The organism is Kitasatospora brasiliensis, from assembly GCF_032654805.1.
Taxonomy (GTDB): domain Bacteria; phylum Actinomycetota; class Actinomycetes; order Streptomycetales; family Streptomycetaceae; genus Kitasatospora; species Kitasatospora brasiliensis.
Window position 1 is genome coordinate 995,122 of sequence record NZ_JAUOOW010000001.1, and the last position, 18,796, is coordinate 1,013,917.

Below are 18,796 nucleotides of genomic sequence, written 5' to 3' on the forward strand. Positions count from 1 at the left end.
GACGCCGCCGAGGGGCCCCGATCCGGGCCCCAGGGCCTACAGTCCCTGGGCCAGCAGCCGGGCCAGCAGCGCCGCCGGCCCCTCCGGCAGGCTGCCGTGGACGAGTTCGGTGCGGTGCACCAGCCGGGGCGTCGCGATCGGCGCGCGGCCGACCCCGGGCGCCGCCGCGAGCACCGGCTCGGGCAGCAGGGTGAGCCCGTGCCCGGCGGCCACCAGCGCGAGCAGTCCGCGCAGGTCGGTGCCCTGGTAGCGGGTGGCGGGCCGGAAGCCGTCGACGCCCGCGGCCGCGCGCAGCCGAACCGCCGTCGGGGTGAGGTCGGGGGCGTCCAGCCAGCGGGCGGCGCAGAGGTCGGCGAGCGCGAGGCCGCCGCGCCCGGCCAGCGGGTGGCCGAGCGGCAGGGCTACGGCGACCGGCTGCTCGGCCACCGCGACGGTGCGCAGCGGGCCGACGTCGGGCAGCGGCAGCGGGTCGCTTGGCGCGGCCAGGCCGTCGACCAGGGCGAGGTCGACCTCGCCGGTGGCGACCTGCGCGGGCAGCACGCCCTGGGCGAGCACCCGGACCACGAGGTCCGCCTTCGGGTAGGCCCGGCGCACTTCGCCGAGTGCGCGCCCGAGCTTCGCTCCGACCGCCAGCGGGGTGGTTCCGAGCACCAGCCGGGCGCTCGGGGTGGCGGCCAGGCGCGCGACGTCGGCGCGCGCCGCCTCCAATCGGACCAGCAGCGGCGCGGCGTGCTCCAGCAGCCGCCGTCCGGCCTCGGTCGGGCCGACCGGGCGGCGGACCAGCAGGGCGGTGCCGAGGTCCGCCTCCAGGGCGGCGATCTGCTGCGAGACCGCGGACTGGGTGTAGCCGAGCTCGCGCGCCGCGTCCGAGAAGGAGGCGAGGCGGGAGACGGTGACGAAGGTGCGCAGCTGCTGCGGGTCCACGGCGGTCATCAACCGATCTGATCGAAACGTAAGGAATCATCGTTGGCGCTGATCTCGGGTCGGGGGCCAGGATAGCCGCATGACCTACCTGACCCCGCGCCTCGCCCTGGTCGGCGACCGCTCCCCCGCCGTCCGCTCGCACGCCCGCGTCCCCGGCCTGCTGGACGCCCTCGCCGACCACGACCACCTCGTCCTGGACGCCTACTGGATCCCGACCGGGGACGCCGCCGCACCCGGCGCCCTGGACGGCTTCGACGCCATCTGGCTGCTGCCCGGCAGCCCCTACCGCAGCGAGGCGGGCGCGCTGGCCGCCGTCCGGACCGCCCGGGAGCGCGGCATCCCCTTCCTCGGCACCTGCGCCGGGTTCCAGCATGCGGTGCTGGAGTACGCCCGCGACGTCTGCGGCCTGGCCGGGGCCGTCCACGGCGAGGAGCACCCGGACGGGGAGCACCAGGTGATCGCCCCGCTGGCCTGCTCGCTGGTCGGCCACGAGGGGGCCGTCACGGTCAGCCCCGGGAGCCTCGCCGAGCAGGTCCTGGGCACCACCCGCACCCAGGAGCGCTACCACTGCGCGTACGGCGTCGACGGCTCCTACCTGGAGCGGCTGTCCGCGCACGGCCTGCGGTTCAGCGGCGCGGACGACTCCGGCGAGGCGCGCATCCTGGAGCTGCCCGGCCACCCGTTCTTCCTGGCCTCGCTGTTCCAGCCCGAACTGTCCGGCGACGGCACCCGGGCGCACCCGATGGTCCGCGCCCTGGCCATGGCCGCCGTGGCCCACGCGGACGCCGCCACGGCCACGGCCGGCGCCTGAGCGCGCCTCACATCGGCAGCGACCGCAGCCGCACCGGCCCCTCCGGCCAGCCGGCCCCCGCCACCAGCGGCGCCCACATGGTGCGCAGCGGCATCTGCGCCAGCCGCCCCTCCGGCTGCTCCACGGTGACCCCCTGGGCCACCTCCCGGAAGCCGAGCCCCCGGTAGAACGCGCTCAGCGGCGGGCGGCAGAACAGCAGCGCGTACCGGTGGCCGAGCGTGCGCGCGTGGTCGAGGGCGGTCCCGACCACGGCCCGCGCGAGGCCGCCGTGCCGCTGGTCGGGCGCCACGCAGACCCCGCCGACGCCCATCACCGCCAGGTCGGTGCCGCCCACGGTGAGCGGCAGCGGCAGCAGCCCGGTGTGGGCGACGAGCCTGCCGTCGGCGGCCCGGACGCCGAAGTGGATCTCCTTGGGGAGGAAGGCCAGCCCGGTGTACGCGACGCCGTACGGGTCGTCGCCGGGGCCGAGGATCTCGTCCTGCTCGGCGCGGCCGTACCGGGCGAGCCGCTCGACCACCGGCGCCGCCCCGGCGAGGTGCCGCTCGGACACGGGCGCGGATGCGGACAGGGTCGCGGGCGCGGGCATGGGCTCGGGCTCAGGCTCAGGCTCAGGAGGGAAACGATCATCCATTCCGCCATGCTCTCCCCCCGTCACGGCCTTTCACCAGTCCCTTCCCGGCCACTCGATCGGACGATCCGACCGGCGTCCCCGGCGGTGTGGCAGCATGCCCCTCATGCAGCAGCCCACCGACCAGTCGGCCGCCGCCCAGCCGACCGCCGTCCCCTCGGCCGAGGAACTCGCCGCGCCGCTGCCCGGCCCGCCACTGCGTCTGCCCGGCCCCGTCCGGGACCTCGCCCCGGCCGCCCTGGTGCTGCTGGTCCTCGTCCCGCTCGCCGCCCACGACCCGGAGGTCGGCCCGACTGACTCGCCGACGACCAACGCGAGCCTGATGGCGGTCGGCGCGCTCGCCCTCGTCCTGCGCCGCCGCCACCCGGCCGCCGTCGCGGCGGTCACCCTGGTGAGCGGTCAACTCCCGCTCGCCGTCGCGCTCTACGGCCTGGCCGCGCGGCGCGGCGGCACCGCGCCGGTGTACGTCCTGGCGGCCCTGGCCGAACTCCGGCTGCTCGTCCCGTTCGACGCCGAGGACGTCGTCACCCTGTCCGGACTCGCCAATCTGATCGAGGACCCGCTGGTCTTCGGCCTCGTGCCGCTCGCCCTCGGCCTGGCCACCCACCAACGCGCCCGCACCGTCAGCGTGTTGGCCGAGCGCAACCGGCTGCTCGGCGAGCGCAACCGGCTGCTGGAAGAGGCCCGCCGGCACGCCGAGGAGCGCGCGGTGGCCGCCGAACGCGCCCGGCTCGCCCGGGAGATGCACGACGTGGTGTCCAACCGGGTCTCACTGATCACCCTGCACGCGGGCGCCGGGCAGGTCGCCCTGGCCGGGGACCCGGCCGCCGTCCGGCAGACGCTCGGCCTGATCCGCACCCTCGGCCTCCAGGCGCTGACCGAACTGCGCGTCCTGCTGGGCGTGTTGACCACCACCGCCGACCAGGCGCCCTCGCTGCGCGCGCTGCCCGCCCTGGTGGAGGAGTCCCGGCAGGCCGGGCTGGCGGTCGGGCTGACCGTCAACGGCCCGGCCGAGGGGCTGGCCGATCCCGGCCCCGCCGTGCAGTACGCGGCCTACCGGATCGTCCAGGAGGCGCTGACCAACGCCCACAAGCACGCCCCGGCGGCCGAGGTGGCCGTCACCGTCGAGGTCGCACCGGACGGGCTGCGTCTCGCGGTGGTCAACTCCCCCACCGGCAACGGGAACCCGGACCCGGACCTGCCCTCCGGCGGCCACGGCCTGCGCGGCATGCGCACCCGGGCCGGCGACCTCGGCGGCACCCTGGACGCCGGGCCGACCCCGGAGGGCGGCTTCGCCGTCCGTGCCCGGCTGCCGCTCGGCACCGCCTGAGCGGCAGCACCCGAGCGGCACCCGAGCGGCATCGGGGCGGCACTCGGACGGAAGCTCAGGCCGACGCCCGCCGCGCCAGCTCCGCCCACACCTCGTCCACCCGGGCCGCCAGCTCCGTCAGCCCGCCGCCGTTGTCGATCACCAGGTTCGCGATCGCCAGCCGGTCCTCCCGGGAGGCCTGCGCGGCCATCCGGGCCCGTGCCTCCTCCTCGGCCATCCCGCGCAGCCGCACCAGCCGGTCCACCCGCACCTCGTCGGCCGCGTCCACCACCACGATCAGGTCGAACAGCGGCGCCAGGCCGTTCTCCGCCAGCAGCGGCACGTCGTGCACCACGACCGCGTCCGGCGCGGCCGCCGCCTCCAGCGCGGCGGAGCGGGCCCGCACCAGCGGGTGGACGATCGCGTTCAGCGCCTTCAGCCGCTCCGGGTCGGCGAACACGATCGCCCCGAGCGCCGGACGGTCCAGCGCGCCGTCCTCCCGCAGCACCTGCGGGCCGAACTCGGCCACCACGGCCGCCAGGCCGTCCGTCCCGGGGGCGACCACCTCGCGGGCGATCACGTCCGAGTCCACGATCACCGCGCCGTGCGCGGCGAACAGCCGGGACACCTCGCTCTTGCCCGCGCCGATGCCACCCGTCAGTCCGATCTTCAGCATGGCGTCAGGCTACCTGCGTGGCCCGGCCCAGGTCAGCCCAGCTCCAGGCTCTCGCCCTCCTTCAGCACCGCCAGCTCCGCCCCCGTACCGGGCCCCTGCGGCCCGACCAGCCGGGTCTGCACGGCGAACCCGATCGGGCTGAGCACTGCCTCGTGCACCGGCACCGCCCGGCGCGGCCCGGCCTCCCGGACGTAGTCGATCACCTCGGAGGCCTTGCTCCAGGGCGCCGCCAGCGGCAGCAGCAGGGTCTCCACCGGGTGCGGCGGCACGGTGAACGCGTCGCCGGGGTGGAACAGCCGGCCGTCGAAGAGGAAGCCGATGTTCGTCACCCGGGGGATGTCCCGATGGATCTCCGCGTGCCACTCGCCGTGCACCGACACCCCCAGCCCGCCGATCTCGAAGGCGTCGCCCTCGCCGACGACCGCGACCCGCCGCGCCACTCCGTCCAGCCGCGCGGCGACGGCCCGGTTGGTCCACACCCGCAGCGCCGGATCCGCCTCCAGCGCGGCGCGCAGCCGGGACTCCTCGAAGTGGTCCATGTGCTCGTGGGTGATCAGGACGGCGTCCGCCCCGGCCAGTGCGGCGGCCGGGTCGGTGAACGCTCCCGGATCGACGACGACGGTGGTGTCACCGTGCTCGATGCGTACGCAGGCGTGTCCGAACTTGGTGATTCGCATGCCCGAAACCCTACAGCAAGGCTGTACAGCAATGCTGTGCATATTGTCGGTAGACTCATCCCATGACCAGCCGAGCCCCCCACCCGGACACCCTGGAACTCGCCGCCGACCTGCGCGCCGCCCTCGGCGCCCTGGTCCGCTCCCTGCGCACCGGCGACGAACTGCCGCAGAACCAGGCGGGCGTCCTCGGCCTGCTGATCCGCGACGAACGCTCCTGCACGGTCGCCGAACTCGCCGAGCTCCAGCGCGTCCGCCACCAGTCGATGGCCCGCACCGTCACCCTGATGACCGAGGCCGGACTGGTCACCCAGCAGCCCCACCCCACCGACGGCCGCAAGCAGCTGATCACCGCCACCGAGGCCGGCCGCGCCGCCCTGCTCGACCAGCGCGCCCGCCGCGAGCACCGCATCGCCACCGCGATCGAGTCCCGCCTCACCCCCGAGGAGCAGCACGCCCTGCAAGCCGCCGTCCCTCTGCTGCGCCGCCTGCGCTGACCGCGCCAACACCCACCCGAGGCCCGGCTTCTGACCCCTGCTAGGGTCCGACCACGTGACGGACCGGGCAGAGCACCAGTACCAGGCCATGCGCGAACACTTCCACCGCGCCGCCGACCAGCGGGGATTCACCCTCGCTCCGGCCCAGCAGGCGGCAGCCGAGCGGCTCAGCCGACTCGCCGGCGAACTGGCCCGCCCGGCCTGGCGGTTGCGCCGCCCACCGCGCCACCTCTACCTGTGGGGCCCGGTCGGCCGCGGCAAGAGCTGGCTCGTGGACACCTTCCTCGACGGCCTGCCCACTCCGGACAAGCGGCGCCTGCACTTCCACGACTTCTTCCGCCGCCTGCACCAGGGGGTCGCCCGGCACGACGCCGGCCCGCGGCAGTCCGCGCGCGACGGCGCCGCCGTCGACCGCGCCGTGGACGACCTGCTCGGCGACTGCCGGATCCTGGTCTTCGACGAGTTCCACGCCCACGACGCCGGCGACGCGATGCTCGTCGCCCGCCTGCTGCGCACCCTGCTGGAGCGCCGGATCACCCTGGTCACCACGTCCAACTACCCGCCCGCCGGCCTGATGCCCGACCCGATCCACCACCACCTCTTCGAGCCGACGATCCGGCTCATCGAGGAACGGATGGACGTCCTCGACGTCGCCGGCCCGGTCGACTTCCGTCGACTGGCCCCGGCCCAGGACCGGCCCGCGCCGAGCGACCTGCGCTTCGCCACCGGCGCCGTCCTGCGCCCCGGCCAGGAGGCGGCCGCCGGACTGACCCCGCCCGGGCCCGAGGAGGCCGCCCCCGTGACCGCCCACCACCGCGAGCTGCCCGCCCGGGCCGTCCGCGAGGCCGAGGGGCTGGTCTGGTTCGGCTTCGACGCGCTCTGCGAGGGCCGCACCGCCGTCCCCGACTACCTGGCGCTCGCCGAGCGCTTCCCCACCCTCGTCCTGGACGGCGTGCCGCCGCTCGCCGAGGCCGGTTCGGACGGCCGCCAGCGGTTCGCCAACCTGGTGGACGTCTGCTGCGACCGCGACATCCGGCTGATCCTGATCGGCGCCGACCCGATGACCGGCCTGGACCCAGGCTCCCCGCTCCAGCGTGACCTGGACCGCACCACCAGTCGCCTCGCCCTGCTCCGACAGGAGCCGGCCACGGCGCCCTGAGGCCGGCCCGCCCGCCCGGGAAGAAGCCCGCTACGCCGTCCCGACCAGCGACTCGACCTCGACCGGCCGCTTCGGCGGGACCGCCACCGGCCGCGCCGCCGCCCCGATCTCCGGCAGCTCCACGTGCTCGCTCAGCCCGAACCGCCGGTGCAGCCGCCGCAGCGGAGCCGGCGCCCACCAGTTGAACTCGCCGAACAGGCTCATCGCCGCGGGCACCAGCAGGCACCGCACCAGGGTGGCGTCCACCGCGACGGCGACGGCCAGCGCGATGCCCATCTGCTTGACCATCAGCATGTCCCCGAGCGCGAACCCGGCGAAGACGATCACCATCAGCATCGCCGCCGAGGTGATGATCCGCCCGCTGCGCTGCACGCCCAGCTCCACCGCCCGGACGCAGTCGTGCCCGCGCAGGGTCAGCTCCCTGATCCGGGCGAGCAGGAACACCTCGTAGTCCATCGACAGCCCGAAGGCGAAGGCGAAGACCAGCACCGGGATGAAGGTCTCCAGCCCGCCGGTCGGGCTGAACCCGAGCAGCCCGCTGAACCACCCGTCCTGGAACACCAGGGTGAGCGCGCCGAGCGAGGCGCCCAGCGAGAGCAGGTTCATCAGCAACGCCTTGACCGGCATCACCACCGAGCCGGTCATCAGGAACAGCAGCACCAGGGTGCCGACCGCGACCAGGCCCAGCGCCCACGGCCCGCGCGAGAGCAGTTCGTCCTGGAAGTCCACCACCGAGGCCGCGCCGCCGGTGACGTAGGTGGTCAGCCCGCCGCGGTCGGCCCGCAGCTCCTCCACCACCCGCTTGGCCGCCTTGCCCTGCGGATCCCCGGGCACCAGCACGTCGATGGTGGAGACGGCCTCGCCCACCGGGGTCACCGCCCGCACCCCGCTCACCCCGGGCAGCTTGGCGACCACGTCGTCCGCGTACGCCTGCGCCACCTGCGCGCCGCCCTCGACCACCACCGTGATCGGCGCGGCCGAGGCCTGCGGGAAGCGCTGGTCGATCGTCTCGGCGACCTGCCGCCCGGCCGAGGAGGCGGGCAGTACGGCGGCGCCGGAGCTGCGCATGTCGGCGTGCAGGAACGGCGCCCCGGCCGCCATCAGCAGCGCCACCGAGGCGAGCGTGACGGCGACCGCCCGCTTGCGCACCCGGCGCACGGTCCGGCTGAAGAACCCCTCGTCCGCGACGGGCGCTGTCGGCGCCTTGATCCGCGCGCCGGCGAAGCCCAGCAGGGCGGGGATCAGGGTCAGCGCGGCGGCGACGGCGATCACCACCACGCTCACCCCGGCCGCCGCCACCGCGCCCAGCACCGGACTGGTGAAGACGAACAGTCCGCAGAGCGCGACGGCCACGGTCAGCCCGGAGAAGGCCACGGTGCGCCCGGCGGTCGCCGCGGTCCGTTCGACGGCGGCGGCGACGCCCGCGCCGAGGCCGCGTTCCTCGCGGAAACGATTCACCATGAGCAGCGCGTAGTCGATCGAGAGCCCGAGCCCCAGCACGGTGGCGATCGGCAGCACGCTGGTGTCGATGTCCATGATCCGGCTGAAACCGAACATGGCCAGCAGCGCGCCGCCCACCGAGGCGACCGCCCCGATCACCGGCAGCGAGGCCGCCGCCAGCCCGCCGAAGACCAGCACCATGACGATCAGTGTGAGCGGCAGCGTCACCAGCTCGCCGAACCGGGTGTCCTTCTCGGTCTGCTGCTTGACCTCGTCCTGGAGCACCCGGTCCCCGCCGACCGTGACATGGGCGCCCCCCACCCCGTCCAGCGCCGCCAGCCGCGCCGTCACGGCGTCGGTCTGGGCGTTGCTCGCGCTGTCGGCCATCCGTACGGTGACCAGGCTCGCCGTGCCGTCGGCGGAGCGCAGCGCGGCCTGCTCCGGTCCGGGGCCGTACGCGTCCTGCGCGGCGGAGACCCCGGGCAGCGCGGTGATCTCGGCGGTGGCCCGCTCGACGGCGGCCTTCACCGCCGGATCGTCCACCGGGCGGCCGTCCACCACGGCGGTGACGGTGCCCTTGGCCGGGTCGGCGGCGGTGACCACCGCACTGCCCCGGTCGGCCTCGGCGGTGGCGGAGGAGGCTCCGGCCACCGAGCCCTCGAAGACCCGCCCCCCGATCAGGACACCGACCACGAGGACGACGGCCCACAGGCCGAGCACCCAGCGGCGGTGGCGGAAGCAGAACCGGCCGAGGGCCGCGAGCCGGCCGCCCACGACAGTGGAGGCGGCGGAAGAGCGGTTGCGCATGAGAAGCCTTTCGGGCAGCTCCTCTCAATCTAGGCGGAAGCCGAACTCCCACCTATAGATGGGCAATGAGCCCCATCTCACACTTTCCTTCACATAATGAACACATAAGTCGGCGCGACATAAATCAGCGCGGACAACTAAATGCGGACAACCGAATTGCGGCCGCCGGAACCCGGAGAACGGCCACCGGAATCCGGAGAACGGCCACCGGAATCCGGAAACCCGGGCCCCGACAACAAAGTGGGCCCCACCCGGAAATCCGGGTGGGGCCCACCGTCTAGCTATCGGCTAGCGGGAAGCGAGAGCCTCAGCTCTGGCCGCCGGCCAGCTTCTCGCGCAGGGCGGCCAGGGCCTCGTCGGAGGCCAGGGCGCCCGAGCCCTCGTCGCTGCTGGACGAGTACGAGCCACCGGCGGCAGCGGCGACGGCGTCGCCACCCTCCTCGGCAGCCTGGGCGTCGGCCTCGCGGCTCTTGATGACCTGGGCCTGGTGCTGCTCGAAGCGGGTCTGCGCCTCGGCGTACTGGCGCTCCCACTCCTCGCGCTGCTTCTCGAAGCCGGGCAGCCAGTCGTTCGCCTCGGGGTCGAAGCCCTCCGGGTAGATGTAGTTGCCCTGGTCGTCGTACGAGGCGGCCATGCCGTACAGGGTCGGGTCGAACTCGACCTCGGCCGGGTTGGCACCCAGGGCCTCGTTGGCCTGCTTGAGCGACAGGCTGATGCGGCGACGCTCAAGGTCGATGTCGATGACCTTGACGAAGATCTCGTCGCCGACCTGGACGACCTGCTCCGGGATCTCGACGTGGCGCTCGGCCAGCTCGGAGATGTGGACCAGACCCTCGATGCCCTCGTCCACGCGGACGAACGCACCGAACGGAACCAGCTTGGTGACCTTACCCGGAACGACCTGGCCGATCTGGTGGGTACGGGCGAACTGCTGCCACGGGTCCTCCTGGGTCGCCTTCAGCGACAGGGAGACGCGCTCGCGGTCCATGTCAACGTCGAGAACCTCGACGGTGACCTCCTGGCCGACCTCGACAACCTCGGACGGGTGGTCGATGTGCTTCCAGGACAGCTCGGAGACGTGAACCAGGCCGTCGACGCCACCCAGGTCCACGAAGGCACCGAAGTTGACGATCGAGGAGACGACGCCGGAGCGCACCTGGCCCTTCTGGAGGGTGGTGAGGAAGGTCTGGCGGACCTCGCTCTGGGTCTGCTCCAGCCAGGCACGGCGGGACAGGACCACGTTGTTGCGGTTCTTGTCCAGCTCGATGATCTTGGCCTCAAGCTCCTTGCCCACGTAGGGCTGGAGGTCGCGGACACGACGCATCTCGACCAGCGAGGCGGGGAGGAAGCCGCGGAGGCCGATGTCGAGGATGAGACCACCCTTGACGACCTCGATGACGGTACCGGTGACGATGCCGTCCTCTTCCTTGATCTTCTCGATCGTGCCCCAGGCACGCTCGTACTGAGCGCGCTTCTTGGACAGGATGAGACGACCCTCCTTGTCCTCCTTCTGGAGAACCAGGGCCTCGATGTTGTCACCGACGGCGACGACCTCGTGCGGGTCAACGTCGTGCTTGATCGAGAGCTCGCGGGACGGGATGACGCCCTCGGTCTTGTAACCGATGTCGAGGAGAACCTCGTCACGGTCGACCTTCACGATGACGCCCTCGACGATGTCGCCATCGTTGAAGTACTTGATGGTCTCGTCGATCGCGGCGAGGAAGGCCTCCGCGTCGCCGATGTCGTTGACCGCGACCTGCGGGGTGGTGCTGAGGGAGGAGTCGGTGGGGCTCGTCATTAGGAAAAGGGCTCCGGTACGGACATGAAAGTCGTAGGTAATGCCACGCGGAGGGCCCGTATCGCTCCCACCGAAAGCCGGACAGCCAAGAACACGGCGCACCGAAATTCCCGTACAACGAGAACCGGCGTCCGTCTTGCGACCGTGGGGTCTTCGACAGATGCGAGCGCGACCTGCTCCGTCCGAGGCGCGCAGGCCCGCAGCGCAACTTGTAGCATACGGGGACGGCCGGGCACGGTCAATGCCGAAGGACGGCAAGACGGTGGAGCCCGGTACGGATCAGGCCATATCCTCCGATTGCGCGCCTCGCGGCGGCGCCCGCAGGGGCCCTATCCCCGGATGCCACCGCCAGGAGCCGAACCCTGACGGGCCGGTTCTCGGCAGCGGCGCTTCCGCACTCCATACCCTACGCGATGGGCATTGTCACCGTGGCCACCACCCCCCAGTCGGACCTGCACGATCTTGACACCTCCGCCGCTCAGGTGGAGTCCGCGCAGGTCGAAGCCGCCGCGCGGACCTCGTCCGCACACGTCGAATCGGCGGCCCCGCACGTCGAATCGGCCGCGCGGGTCGAGGAGGAGGACGGCGAGGAGGAGGACGGCGACGACGCGGTGCGCCGCGAGGCCGACACCGGGGAGAGCAGCCGGGCCAGCCGGCACTGGTGGGACCGCAACGCCGACGAGTACCAGGACGAGCACGGCGAGTTCCTCGGTGACGACCGCTTCACCTGGTGCCCCGAGGGCCTGGACGAGGCCGACGCCCACCTGCTCGGCGAGGTCGGCGGCAAGGACATCCTGGAGATCGGCTCCGGCGCCGCCCAGTGCTCCCGCTGGCTCGCCGCCCGCGGAGCGCGCCCGGTCGCCCTGGACATCTCCTACCGCCAGCTCCAGCACTCCCGCCGGATCGACCTCGGCCGTGGCGCCACGCCCGTCCCCGTCGTCCAGGCCGACGCCGCCGTGCTCCCCTTCGCCGACGCCTCCTTCGACCTCGCCTGCTCCGCCTACGGCGCCGTCCCCTTCAGTGCCGACACCGCCGCCCTGATGCGCGAGGTGCGCCGGGTGCTGCGGCCCGGCGGGCGCTGGGTCTTCTCGGTCACCCACCCGATCCGCTGGGCCTTCCCCGACGAGCCCGGCGTCGAGGGCCTCACCGCGATGTCCTCCTACTTCGACCGCACCCCGTACGTCGAACAGGACGAGCAGGGCCACGCCACCTACGTCGAGCACCACCGCACCCTCGGCGACCGGGTCCGCGAACTCGTCGGCGCGGGCTTCCGCCTGGTCGACCTGGTCGAGCCCGAGTGGCCGGCCGCGCTGGAGCAGGAGTGGGGCGGCTGGTCCCCGCTGCGCGGGCGGCTGATCCCCGGCACCGCGATCTTCGTCGCCGAGCGGGGCTGATCCTCCCGATGAACCCGGCCTGGCGCGACCTGCCCGTCCGTACCGCCCTGCCCGCCCTGCACCAGGCCCTCGACGGGCACGGCACCGCCGTCCTCGCCGCGCCGCCCGGCACCGGCAAGACCACCCTGGTGCCGCTCGCCCTGGCCGGACTGCTGTCCGACGGCCGGCCGGTGCGGCGGGTGCTGGTCGCCGAACCGCGCCGGCTCGCCGTCCGGGCGGCCGCCCGCCGGATGGCCTGGCTGCTCGGCGAGGCGGTCGGCGACCGGGTCGGCTACACCGTGCGCGGCGAGCGCCGGGTCGGGCCGTCGACGGTCGTCGAGGTGGTCACCACCGGCGTGCTGCTGCAACGGCTCCAGCGCGACCAGGAACTGCCGGGCGTGGACGTGGTGGTCCTGGACGAGTGCCACGAACGGCACCTGGACGCCGACACCGCGCTCGCCTTCCTCCTCGACGTCCGGGCGGCACTACGGCCCGAACTCGGGCTGGTCTGCGCCTCGGCCACCTCCGACACCGAGGCCTGGGCCCAACTCCTCGGCGGCGCACCGGTAGTGGAGGCCCACGGGACCTCCCACCCGGTGGAGACCGTCTGGTCGCCGCCACCCCGCGCCGTCCGGCCCGCGCACGGCACCCGAGTGGACCGGGCGCTGCTCGACCACGTGGCGGCCGTCATCCGCCGGGCGTTGAGCGAACGCGACGGGGACGTGCTCTGCTTCCTGCCCGGCGTCGGCGAAATCGCCCGGGTCGCCGGGCAGTTGGGCGATGTACCGGCCTCCGTACTCCAACTCCACGGCCGCGCCCCACAGGCCGTCCAGGACGCCGCCCTCACCCCGTCCACCTCGCGGCGAGTGGTCCTCTCCACCGCCGTCGCCGAATCCTCCCTCACCGTGCCCGGCGTACGGATCGTGGTCGACGCCGGCCTCGCCCGCGAACCCCGCACCGACCACGCCCGCGGCCTGGCCGGCCTGGTCACCGTCCGCGCTTCACTCGCCGCCGCCCGCCAGCGCGCCGGCCGCGCGGGCCGCGAAGCCCCGGGCACCGTCTACCGCTGCTGGCACGAGGCCGAAGACGCCCGCGCCGCCCGCTTCCCCACACCGGAGATCGCCCTCGCCGACCTCACCGGCTTCGCCCTCCAGGCCGCCTGCTGGGGCGACCCGGACGCCACCGGCCTGGCCCTGCCCGACGCACCGCCGGCGGGCGCCATGGCGGCGGCCCGGCAAACCCTCCTGGCCCTCGGCGCCGTCTCCCCGGACGGCCGGGCCACGTCGCGCGGCATCCGCCTCGCCCGCACGGGGCTGCACCCCCGGCTCGGGCGCGCGCTGGTCGACGGGGCGGCGGCGGTCGGTGCTCGGCGAGCGGCCGAAGTGGTCGCGCTCCTCTCCGAAGAGCCACCCCGCGCCCTCGGCGACGACCTCTGCGCAGTGTGGCGCGGTGTGAAGGACTCCCGCGACCCCTACGCCGGCCGCTGGCGCGACGAAGTCCGCCGCCTGCTGCGCGCCACCTCCGACGAACCCGCCACCGACCTGCCCGACACGGCCGCAGCAGGCCTCGTCGTCGCCCTCGCCTTCCCGGAACGCATCGCCCGAGCGCGCGTCGAGCGCCCCTCCCCCGGCGAACGCAGCCCGTACCTGATGGCATCGGGCACCGCCGCCGAACTCGCCCCGGACACCCGGCTCGGCGCGCTGCCCTGGCTCGCCGTAGCCGTCGCCGACCGCCCTGCGGGGTCCCACTCCGCCCGCGTCCTGCACGCTGCGGCCCTGGACGAGGACACAGCGAAGCTCGCCGGTTCAGCCCTCCTCGTCACCCGCGACGAAGTCCACTGGGACACCCGCCGAGACGAAGTCGTCTCCCGCCGCGTCGAATCGCTGGGCGCCATCGAACTCGCCGAGAAGCCGTTGGGCCGCCCCGACGCGGCCCTCGTCCGCGCCGCCCTCCTCGAAGGCCTCACCCGCGAGGGCGTCAGCACCCTCCTGACCTTCCCGTCCAACCTCCGAGAACGCCTCGCCTTCCTCCACGCCACCATCGGCGCCCCTTGGCCCGACGTCTCCGATCAAGCCTTGCTCGACCGCGCCGACGAGTGGCTGGAGCCCGAACTCTCCCGCGCCCGCCGCCGCTCCGACCTCGCCCGCATTGATACGACCGCCGCCCTCCAGCGACTCCTCCCCTGGGCCACCGGCGAGGCAGGCCGTCTGGACGAACTGGCCCCGGAACGCATAACGGTCCCCTCCGGCTCCAAGATCCGCGTCGACTACACAGCCGAACGCCCAGTCCTGGCAGTCAAGTTGCAGGAACTCTTCGGCTGGAAGGCGGCCCCCGCCCTCGCCGGCGGCCGCGTCCCGCTCACCGTCCACCTCCTCTCCCCCGCCGGCCGCCCCGCCGCAGTGACGGGCGATCTGGAGTCCTTCTGGCGCGACGGCTACCGCGCCGTCCGAGCAGATCTGAGAGGCCGCTACCCCCGCCACCCCTGGCCCGAAGACCCGACAACGGCAGAGCCCACCCGCCGCACCAACGCCCGGAAGTGACTAGCGCACCACAGGAATCGCCCCGGAGCGCCAGTCGGCCAGCCGCTTACGGATGCTCGGAACCATCGGCAGGCCGTCGGTCTCGGCGGGGGTGAACCAGGCCACCTCATGGGACTCGTCAGACACCCGCAACTCCCCTCCGAGCGGGCGTCCGAGGAGGCAGATCGAGAACTCCTGGCGAACCTCGCCGTCGTCGTAGGCGAAGACGTGGCCCGGGTCGGTGTAAGTCCCGACGATCCCGGTGACCTCGATGTCGATGCCGGTCTCCTCCCGGGTCTCCCGGATCCCGCACCCGGCGAGCGACTCACCGATGTCCATCTTCCCGCCGGGCAGAGCCCACATCCCGTTGTCGGTACGGCGCTGGAGCAAAACGCGGCCTCCGTCGTCGACCACGACGACGGAGGCCGCCGGGACGAGGGAGTTCGCCTTCGGGGCGTTCGGGTCGTTCAGGTAATCAAGCCTGGGCACTGGCCACCTCCGCTTCCGAGATCGTCCACACGTCATGCCCTTTTGCCCACAAGTCTTCGACGTGACCGGCGAAGCGGTCGAAGACGCCGTCGTCCTGAGCGCGCCTGAAATGCATCATCGGGGCATCGTGGCCGATCCTACCGGGCAGCAGCGGCGTGACGATCATGTCGTTGTCGAAGCGGAAGACGCTGAGCGAGACGTGTGCGGTCTCGTATCGCGCCTCGATCAATGTGTCCCGCAGCTTGGACAGTTCGGACAGGGTGACCTCGATCCGGGTCGACAGGCTCAGAGGAACGTCCTCCTCCAGCTCCCGCTGACGGGTGACCGGGTGTCCGGGCTCGCCGAGGATGAAGCGGATCCGAACGCCATCGGCCGCCTTCTGCCGAAGCAGGCTGCCGAAGTTCGCGTGCTCCAACCATAGAAAGTAGTTGGTGTACCCAGCGAAGGTCAGCTCCCGGGTTGCCCCCTTTATCAGCTGACGCCACAGCGCGGCCGGCGCCGCGGACCGGTACGGGTACATCTGCACCAGCTCCCGATCCGGGCCCGACTTCACGAGCTGATGGACAGATGGCCAGAGCACGGTTTCCTCCTCGCCGAGGGCCCGGCTGGCCGCTGCGCGGTGTCGGGCATGTGGCTCGCGCAGGGGGTTCGCGAGCCACCGGTCGACGGTCTTGGGGTCGACACCGCACACACGCGCGAGTTTGGACGAGGTCATGTTGGCACGGGCCATTGCGTCACGGAGTGGGCTGTTCACCAGCAGGCCTTCCATGTTAGGGACGTTTCAAGGTCTACCAGCCAGATGTCCCAAACGTCCCGGAAACGCGGTATGACGTCCCGTCGGATTGCTCGACGATTCGAGCGTGACAGTTGCCGCGCCGCCCGCATTCGCCCAACCCCAGGTCGTGGCTTACGCCTGCCGTGGCGGCAAGAAGGACGACTGGGCCCGGGGCAGCCGCGTTCACATGCCCGCCAAACCTGGCTAGGCCTCGCACAGCACCGCGACCTCAGCGCGCGCAATCAAGTTTCAAAGCCGACAGCTGAATGACAGTGCGTCAGATGCGTAAACCGCGCCGCCGGATCCTTCTCCGACCGCCTCCTCTCCGCCCCTTCGAGGACCTTATGCTCACCACCCGCCGCCCTCGCATGTTCGTCGCGCGCCTGGATTCCCGGCCCGAATCCTCGCCCCTGGCCCGCTACTTGCTGCGCGCCTACCTCTCCGGACTTCCCACCGGCGACCACTACCGCGACACCGCCGAGCTGCTCCTCACCGAGCTGTTCGCCAACGCCGTCCAGCACTCCGACGCCCCCGACGACCACCACATCGAAATCCGCTTCGCCCTCCCCGACTCCCGCCTCCGGCTCGAAGTCCACGACGCCAGCACCGGACACCCCTCCCTCCGCACTCCCACCCCGACCTCCGAACACGGGCGCGGGCTCTACCTCGTCAACGAACTCGCCGAACACTGGGGCTGCTCCTCCCGCCCCGGCGGCATCGGCAAGTACATCTGGGCTCTCATCTCCCCCTCCCCCTCCCTCGTCACCGCCTGAGAAAGACCGAACCGCCATGTGTCAGCCGACTCCCTCCCTCGCCACCCTCGCCCGCCACACCCTCTCCCGCGGCGCCACCCCCGCCGCCACCTACGCCCTCCTCGCCCGCCTCGGCCACCCGCCCCTCCCCGTCGCCCAGGCCGTCTGCTTCGCCCTCGACATCCCCACCGCCGACATCACCACCCGCCTCGCCGACTGCCACGACGCCCTCCTCGCCCACCCCAAGCCCAACAGCGAGAACGACACCGGCGAACTCCTCGAAGCCCTCGGCGTCTTCGACATCCCCAAGAACCTCACCCCCACCGAAATCACCGTCATCAACCTCCTCACCACCGCCATGAACGCCATCGGCGGCCTCCGCCCCGGCCACCAACACGGACTCCAACGCTGGTTCACCACCGGCAAGCTGACCACCGCCTACCTCTCCCTCACCAACACCCACCCCCTCCCCCGCACCGGCAACCCCACCCTCTACTGGACCACCCTCACCACCGCCGGCGAACTCCTCACCACCACCCCCAACCCCGACACCCGCATCCGCTACGCCCTCACCCACTGCCGCACCCAAGCAACCCAAACCTGACCGCACAAGAAGTCGACCCACCCGACTTCCTGCGCGCCATAACGCCCCCAAGGCCGGGATCACGCACGTCCACACCATCCTCATGCCGAACGGAGAGGACCGACTGTGAGCATCGCGGCAAACCAGCAGGAGGCGCTCATGCTGCGTCGCTACCAGCAGCGGATCCACCACGTTCCTCGCAACCTGGTGGTTCAACCGACCGGCTTCTGCAACCTTGACTGCACGTACTGCTATCTGCCCGACCGCAACGACAAGACCCCCATGCCGATCACGGTCGCCGAGGCCATCGCACGGTCAGCGAGCGAGCTGGCCGAAGGCCCCCACCGCAAGCCCCTCGGCCTGATCTGGCACGCCGGAGAGCCGCTGGCGCTCGGACCGCGACGCTTCACGGAGCTGCTCCAACCGTTCGAGGAACTGCGCCGCAGGGGCCTGCTGGAACACGCCGTCCAGACAAACGCCACCTTGATCAACGACGAGTGGTGCAGGCTCCTGGCCGAGTACGGGTTCCGAGTCGGAGTCAGCATCGACGGCCCAGCAGACCTGACCGCCCGGCGCATCGATCGCCAGGGCCGCCCGGTGTTCGACCGGATCGTGAAGGGAATCGATCGGCTAAGGCACCACGGTGTTCCGTTCTCATTGATCGCCGTCGTCAGCCGGGAGAGCATCAGCGACCCCGACCGGCTCCTCGACTTCCTCGCCGCGCTCAGGCCAGTCAGCATCGGCCTCAACATCGAGGAGTTGGAGGGCGTCAACACCGAGCGCCGCCCGCCCACCCGCGAGCAGGCCATCGAGTTCTGGCGCAAGGTCCTTGCGTGGTCGCGGCGCCAACCGAGCGGCACGGCCCCGGTACGGGAGCTGGAACGTCTCGGCCGGTACCTGTGGATGAGCCGCACCCGGCGCCCCGACCTCGCGCACCTGAGCCGGGCCGACCCGTTGCCGACCATCGCCACGAATGGCGACGTGTTCCTGCTGTCACCCGAACTGGCGGGCATCAAAGCGCCCGCCTACAACGACTTCCGGGCCGGGAACGTCCTCGAACAGTCGATCAGTTCCATCCTGCGCCAGGCGCACCGGCTGAACTACGTGGGCGAGTTCCTGACCGGCCTGGATGAGTGCGAGTCCTCCTGCGAGTTCTTCGACTACTGCCGAGGCTCGCAGGCCGGGAACCGCTACTTCGAGCACCAGACCTTCGCTGTCGCCGAGACCGACTACTGCCGCGTCACCGAGCAGGCCCCGGTTCTGGCGCTGGCCGACACCGTGCGCAAGGAGGAAACCACATGACCGTTCTGGCGCAGCTCGCCACCACCGACGCTCCCGCTGTCGCGGCTCTGATCGCCGCCGTCATCTCGTCGAACGGGATGCCCTCGATCGAGTGGGGCAATCAGCCGACGTGGGACAACCGTGGCGGAGGCCCGTGGGACAACGCTCCCTCCTGGGACAACTGGCAGAGCGCCCCTTGGGACAACTGGAACAACGGGCCGTCCTGGTCCGACTGGTCCAACCGCTGACACCGTCAGCAGCACAATGGGGGCTCTCCCGCGCCATGCCGCCCACTGCCTCC

Annotated in this window: 18 protein-coding genes; 10 read left to right on the forward strand and 8 right to left on the reverse strand. The window is 72.5% G+C overall.

Annotated elements, in window-relative coordinates:
* Positions 1 to 36: 36 nt before the first annotated feature.
* Positions 37 to 933 carry a LysR family transcriptional regulator gene (locus QWJ13_RS04550; RefSeq protein ID WP_316520638.1) on the reverse strand — a complete coding sequence of 299 codons (897 nt, stop codon included), beginning with the start codon at positions 931 to 933 and terminating at the stop codon, positions 37 to 39.
* Positions 934 to 1,003: 70 nt separating this feature from the next.
* On the opposite strand from QWJ13_RS04550, the gene QWJ13_RS04555 reads away from it, so the two are divergent.
* Positions 1,004 to 1,735 carry a CTP synthase C-terminal region-related (seleno)protein gene (locus QWJ13_RS04555; RefSeq protein ID WP_316520639.1) on the forward strand — a complete coding sequence of 244 codons (732 nt, stop codon included), beginning with the start codon at positions 1,004 to 1,006 and terminating at the stop codon, positions 1,733 to 1,735.
* A gap of 7 nt (positions 1,736 to 1,742) precedes the next feature.
* Here QWJ13_RS04555 and QWJ13_RS04560 read toward each other — a convergent pair whose 3' ends face one another.
* A complete protein-coding gene (locus QWJ13_RS04560) occupies positions 1,743 to 2,321 on the reverse strand; it encodes a GNAT family N-acetyltransferase (protein WP_432277424.1) in 579 nt (192 codons plus the stop codon).
* A gap of 148 nt (positions 2,322 to 2,469) precedes the next feature.
* On the opposite strand from QWJ13_RS04560, the gene QWJ13_RS04565 reads away from it, so the two are divergent.
* A complete protein-coding gene (locus QWJ13_RS04565; protein ID WP_316520641.1) occupies positions 2,470 to 3,693 on the forward strand; it encodes a sensor histidine kinase in 1,224 nt (407 codons plus the stop codon).
* Between the two features lie 55 nt (positions 3,694 to 3,748).
* Here QWJ13_RS04565 and coaE read toward each other — a convergent pair whose 3' ends face one another.
* Positions 3,749 to 4,348, reverse strand: coding sequence for a dephospho-CoA kinase (gene coaE / locus QWJ13_RS04570; protein ID WP_316520642.1), 600 nt, complete (start codon positions 4,346 to 4,348; stop codon positions 3,749 to 3,751).
* Positions 4,349 to 4,380: 32 nt separating this feature from the next.
* Positions 4,381 to 5,025 carry an MBL fold metallo-hydrolase gene (locus QWJ13_RS04575; protein ID WP_316520643.1) on the reverse strand — a complete coding sequence of 215 codons (645 nt, stop codon included), beginning with the start codon at positions 5,023 to 5,025 and terminating at the stop codon, positions 4,381 to 4,383.
* Positions 5,026 to 5,087: 62 nt separating this feature from the next.
* Between QWJ13_RS04575 and QWJ13_RS04580 the strand changes: the two genes are divergently transcribed.
* Positions 5,088 to 5,519, forward strand: a complete 432-nt coding sequence (locus tag QWJ13_RS04580; RefSeq protein ID WP_316520644.1) for a MarR family winged helix-turn-helix transcriptional regulator — start codon at positions 5,088 to 5,090, stop codon at positions 5,517 to 5,519.
* A gap of 55 nt (positions 5,520 to 5,574) precedes the next feature.
* On the forward strand, positions 5,575 to 6,678 hold the full coding sequence (zapE, locus tag QWJ13_RS04585) for a cell division protein ZapE (RefSeq protein ID WP_316520645.1): 1,104 nt from the start codon (positions 5,575 to 5,577) through the stop codon (positions 6,676 to 6,678).
* A gap of 30 nt (positions 6,679 to 6,708) precedes the next feature.
* Here zapE and QWJ13_RS04590 read toward each other — a convergent pair whose 3' ends face one another.
* Positions 6,709 to 8,925, reverse strand: coding sequence for an MMPL family transporter (locus QWJ13_RS04590; RefSeq protein ID WP_316520646.1), 2,217 nt, complete (start codon positions 8,923 to 8,925; stop codon positions 6,709 to 6,711).
* A 307-nt stretch (positions 8,926 to 9,232) separates the two neighbouring features.
* Positions 9,233 to 10,723 carry a 30S ribosomal protein S1 gene (gene rpsA, locus QWJ13_RS04595; protein ID WP_316520647.1) on the reverse strand — a complete coding sequence of 497 codons (1,491 nt, stop codon included), beginning with the start codon at positions 10,721 to 10,723 and terminating at the stop codon, positions 9,233 to 9,235.
* Positions 10,724 to 11,136: 413 nt separating this feature from the next.
* On the opposite strand from rpsA, the gene QWJ13_RS04600 reads away from it, so the two are divergent.
* Positions 11,137 to 12,117 (forward strand): class I SAM-dependent methyltransferase, encoded by a 981-nt coding sequence (locus tag QWJ13_RS04600; RefSeq protein WP_316520648.1) that lies wholly within the window; start codon positions 11,137 to 11,139, stop codon positions 12,115 to 12,117.
* An 8-nt stretch (positions 12,118 to 12,125) separates the two neighbouring features.
* A complete protein-coding gene (gene hrpB, locus QWJ13_RS04605; protein ID WP_316520649.1) occupies positions 12,126 to 14,636 on the forward strand; it encodes an ATP-dependent helicase HrpB in 2,511 nt (836 codons plus the stop codon).
* Here hrpB and QWJ13_RS04610 read toward each other — a convergent pair whose 3' ends face one another.
* Together QWJ13_RS04610 and QWJ13_RS04615 are read right to left on the reverse strand one after the other, a co-directional pair.
* Positions 14,637 to 15,104: an NUDIX hydrolase gene (locus tag QWJ13_RS04610; RefSeq protein WP_316520650.1), complete on the reverse strand. Its 468-nt coding sequence runs from the start codon at positions 15,102 to 15,104 to the stop codon at positions 14,637 to 14,639.
* A complete protein-coding gene (locus QWJ13_RS04615) occupies positions 15,091 to 15,873 on the reverse strand; it encodes an XRE family transcriptional regulator (protein ID WP_316520651.1) in 783 nt (260 codons plus the stop codon). The genes QWJ13_RS04610 and QWJ13_RS04615 overlap by 14 nt, the downstream gene beginning before the upstream one ends.
* A 374-nt stretch (positions 15,874 to 16,247) precedes the next feature.
* On the opposite strand from QWJ13_RS04615, the gene QWJ13_RS04620 reads away from it, so the two are divergent.
* From QWJ13_RS04620 to amcA, 4 genes are all read left to right on the forward strand, one after another.
* Positions 16,248 to 16,652 (forward strand): ATP-binding protein, encoded by a 405-nt coding sequence (locus tag QWJ13_RS04620; RefSeq protein WP_316520653.1) that lies wholly within the window; start codon positions 16,248 to 16,250, stop codon positions 16,650 to 16,652.
* Positions 16,653 to 16,668: 16 nt separating this feature from the next.
* Positions 16,669 to 17,235, forward strand: a complete 567-nt coding sequence (locus QWJ13_RS04625) for a hypothetical protein (RefSeq protein WP_316520654.1) — start codon at positions 16,669 to 16,671, stop codon at positions 17,233 to 17,235.
* Between the two features lie 105 nt (positions 17,236 to 17,340).
* Complete coding sequence (gene amcB / locus QWJ13_RS04630) at positions 17,341 to 18,516, forward strand: cyclophane-forming radical SAM peptide maturase AmcB (protein WP_316520656.1); 1,176 nt, start codon at positions 17,341 to 17,343, stop codon at positions 18,514 to 18,516.
* Complete coding sequence (amcA, locus tag QWJ13_RS04635) at positions 18,513 to 18,743, forward strand: multiple cyclophane-containing RiPP AmcA (protein ID WP_316520657.1); 231 nt, start codon at positions 18,513 to 18,515, stop codon at positions 18,741 to 18,743. Before amcB ends, amcA begins: the two co-directional genes overlap by 4 nt.
* The last annotated feature ends 53 nt before the right edge of the window (positions 18,744 to 18,796 follow it).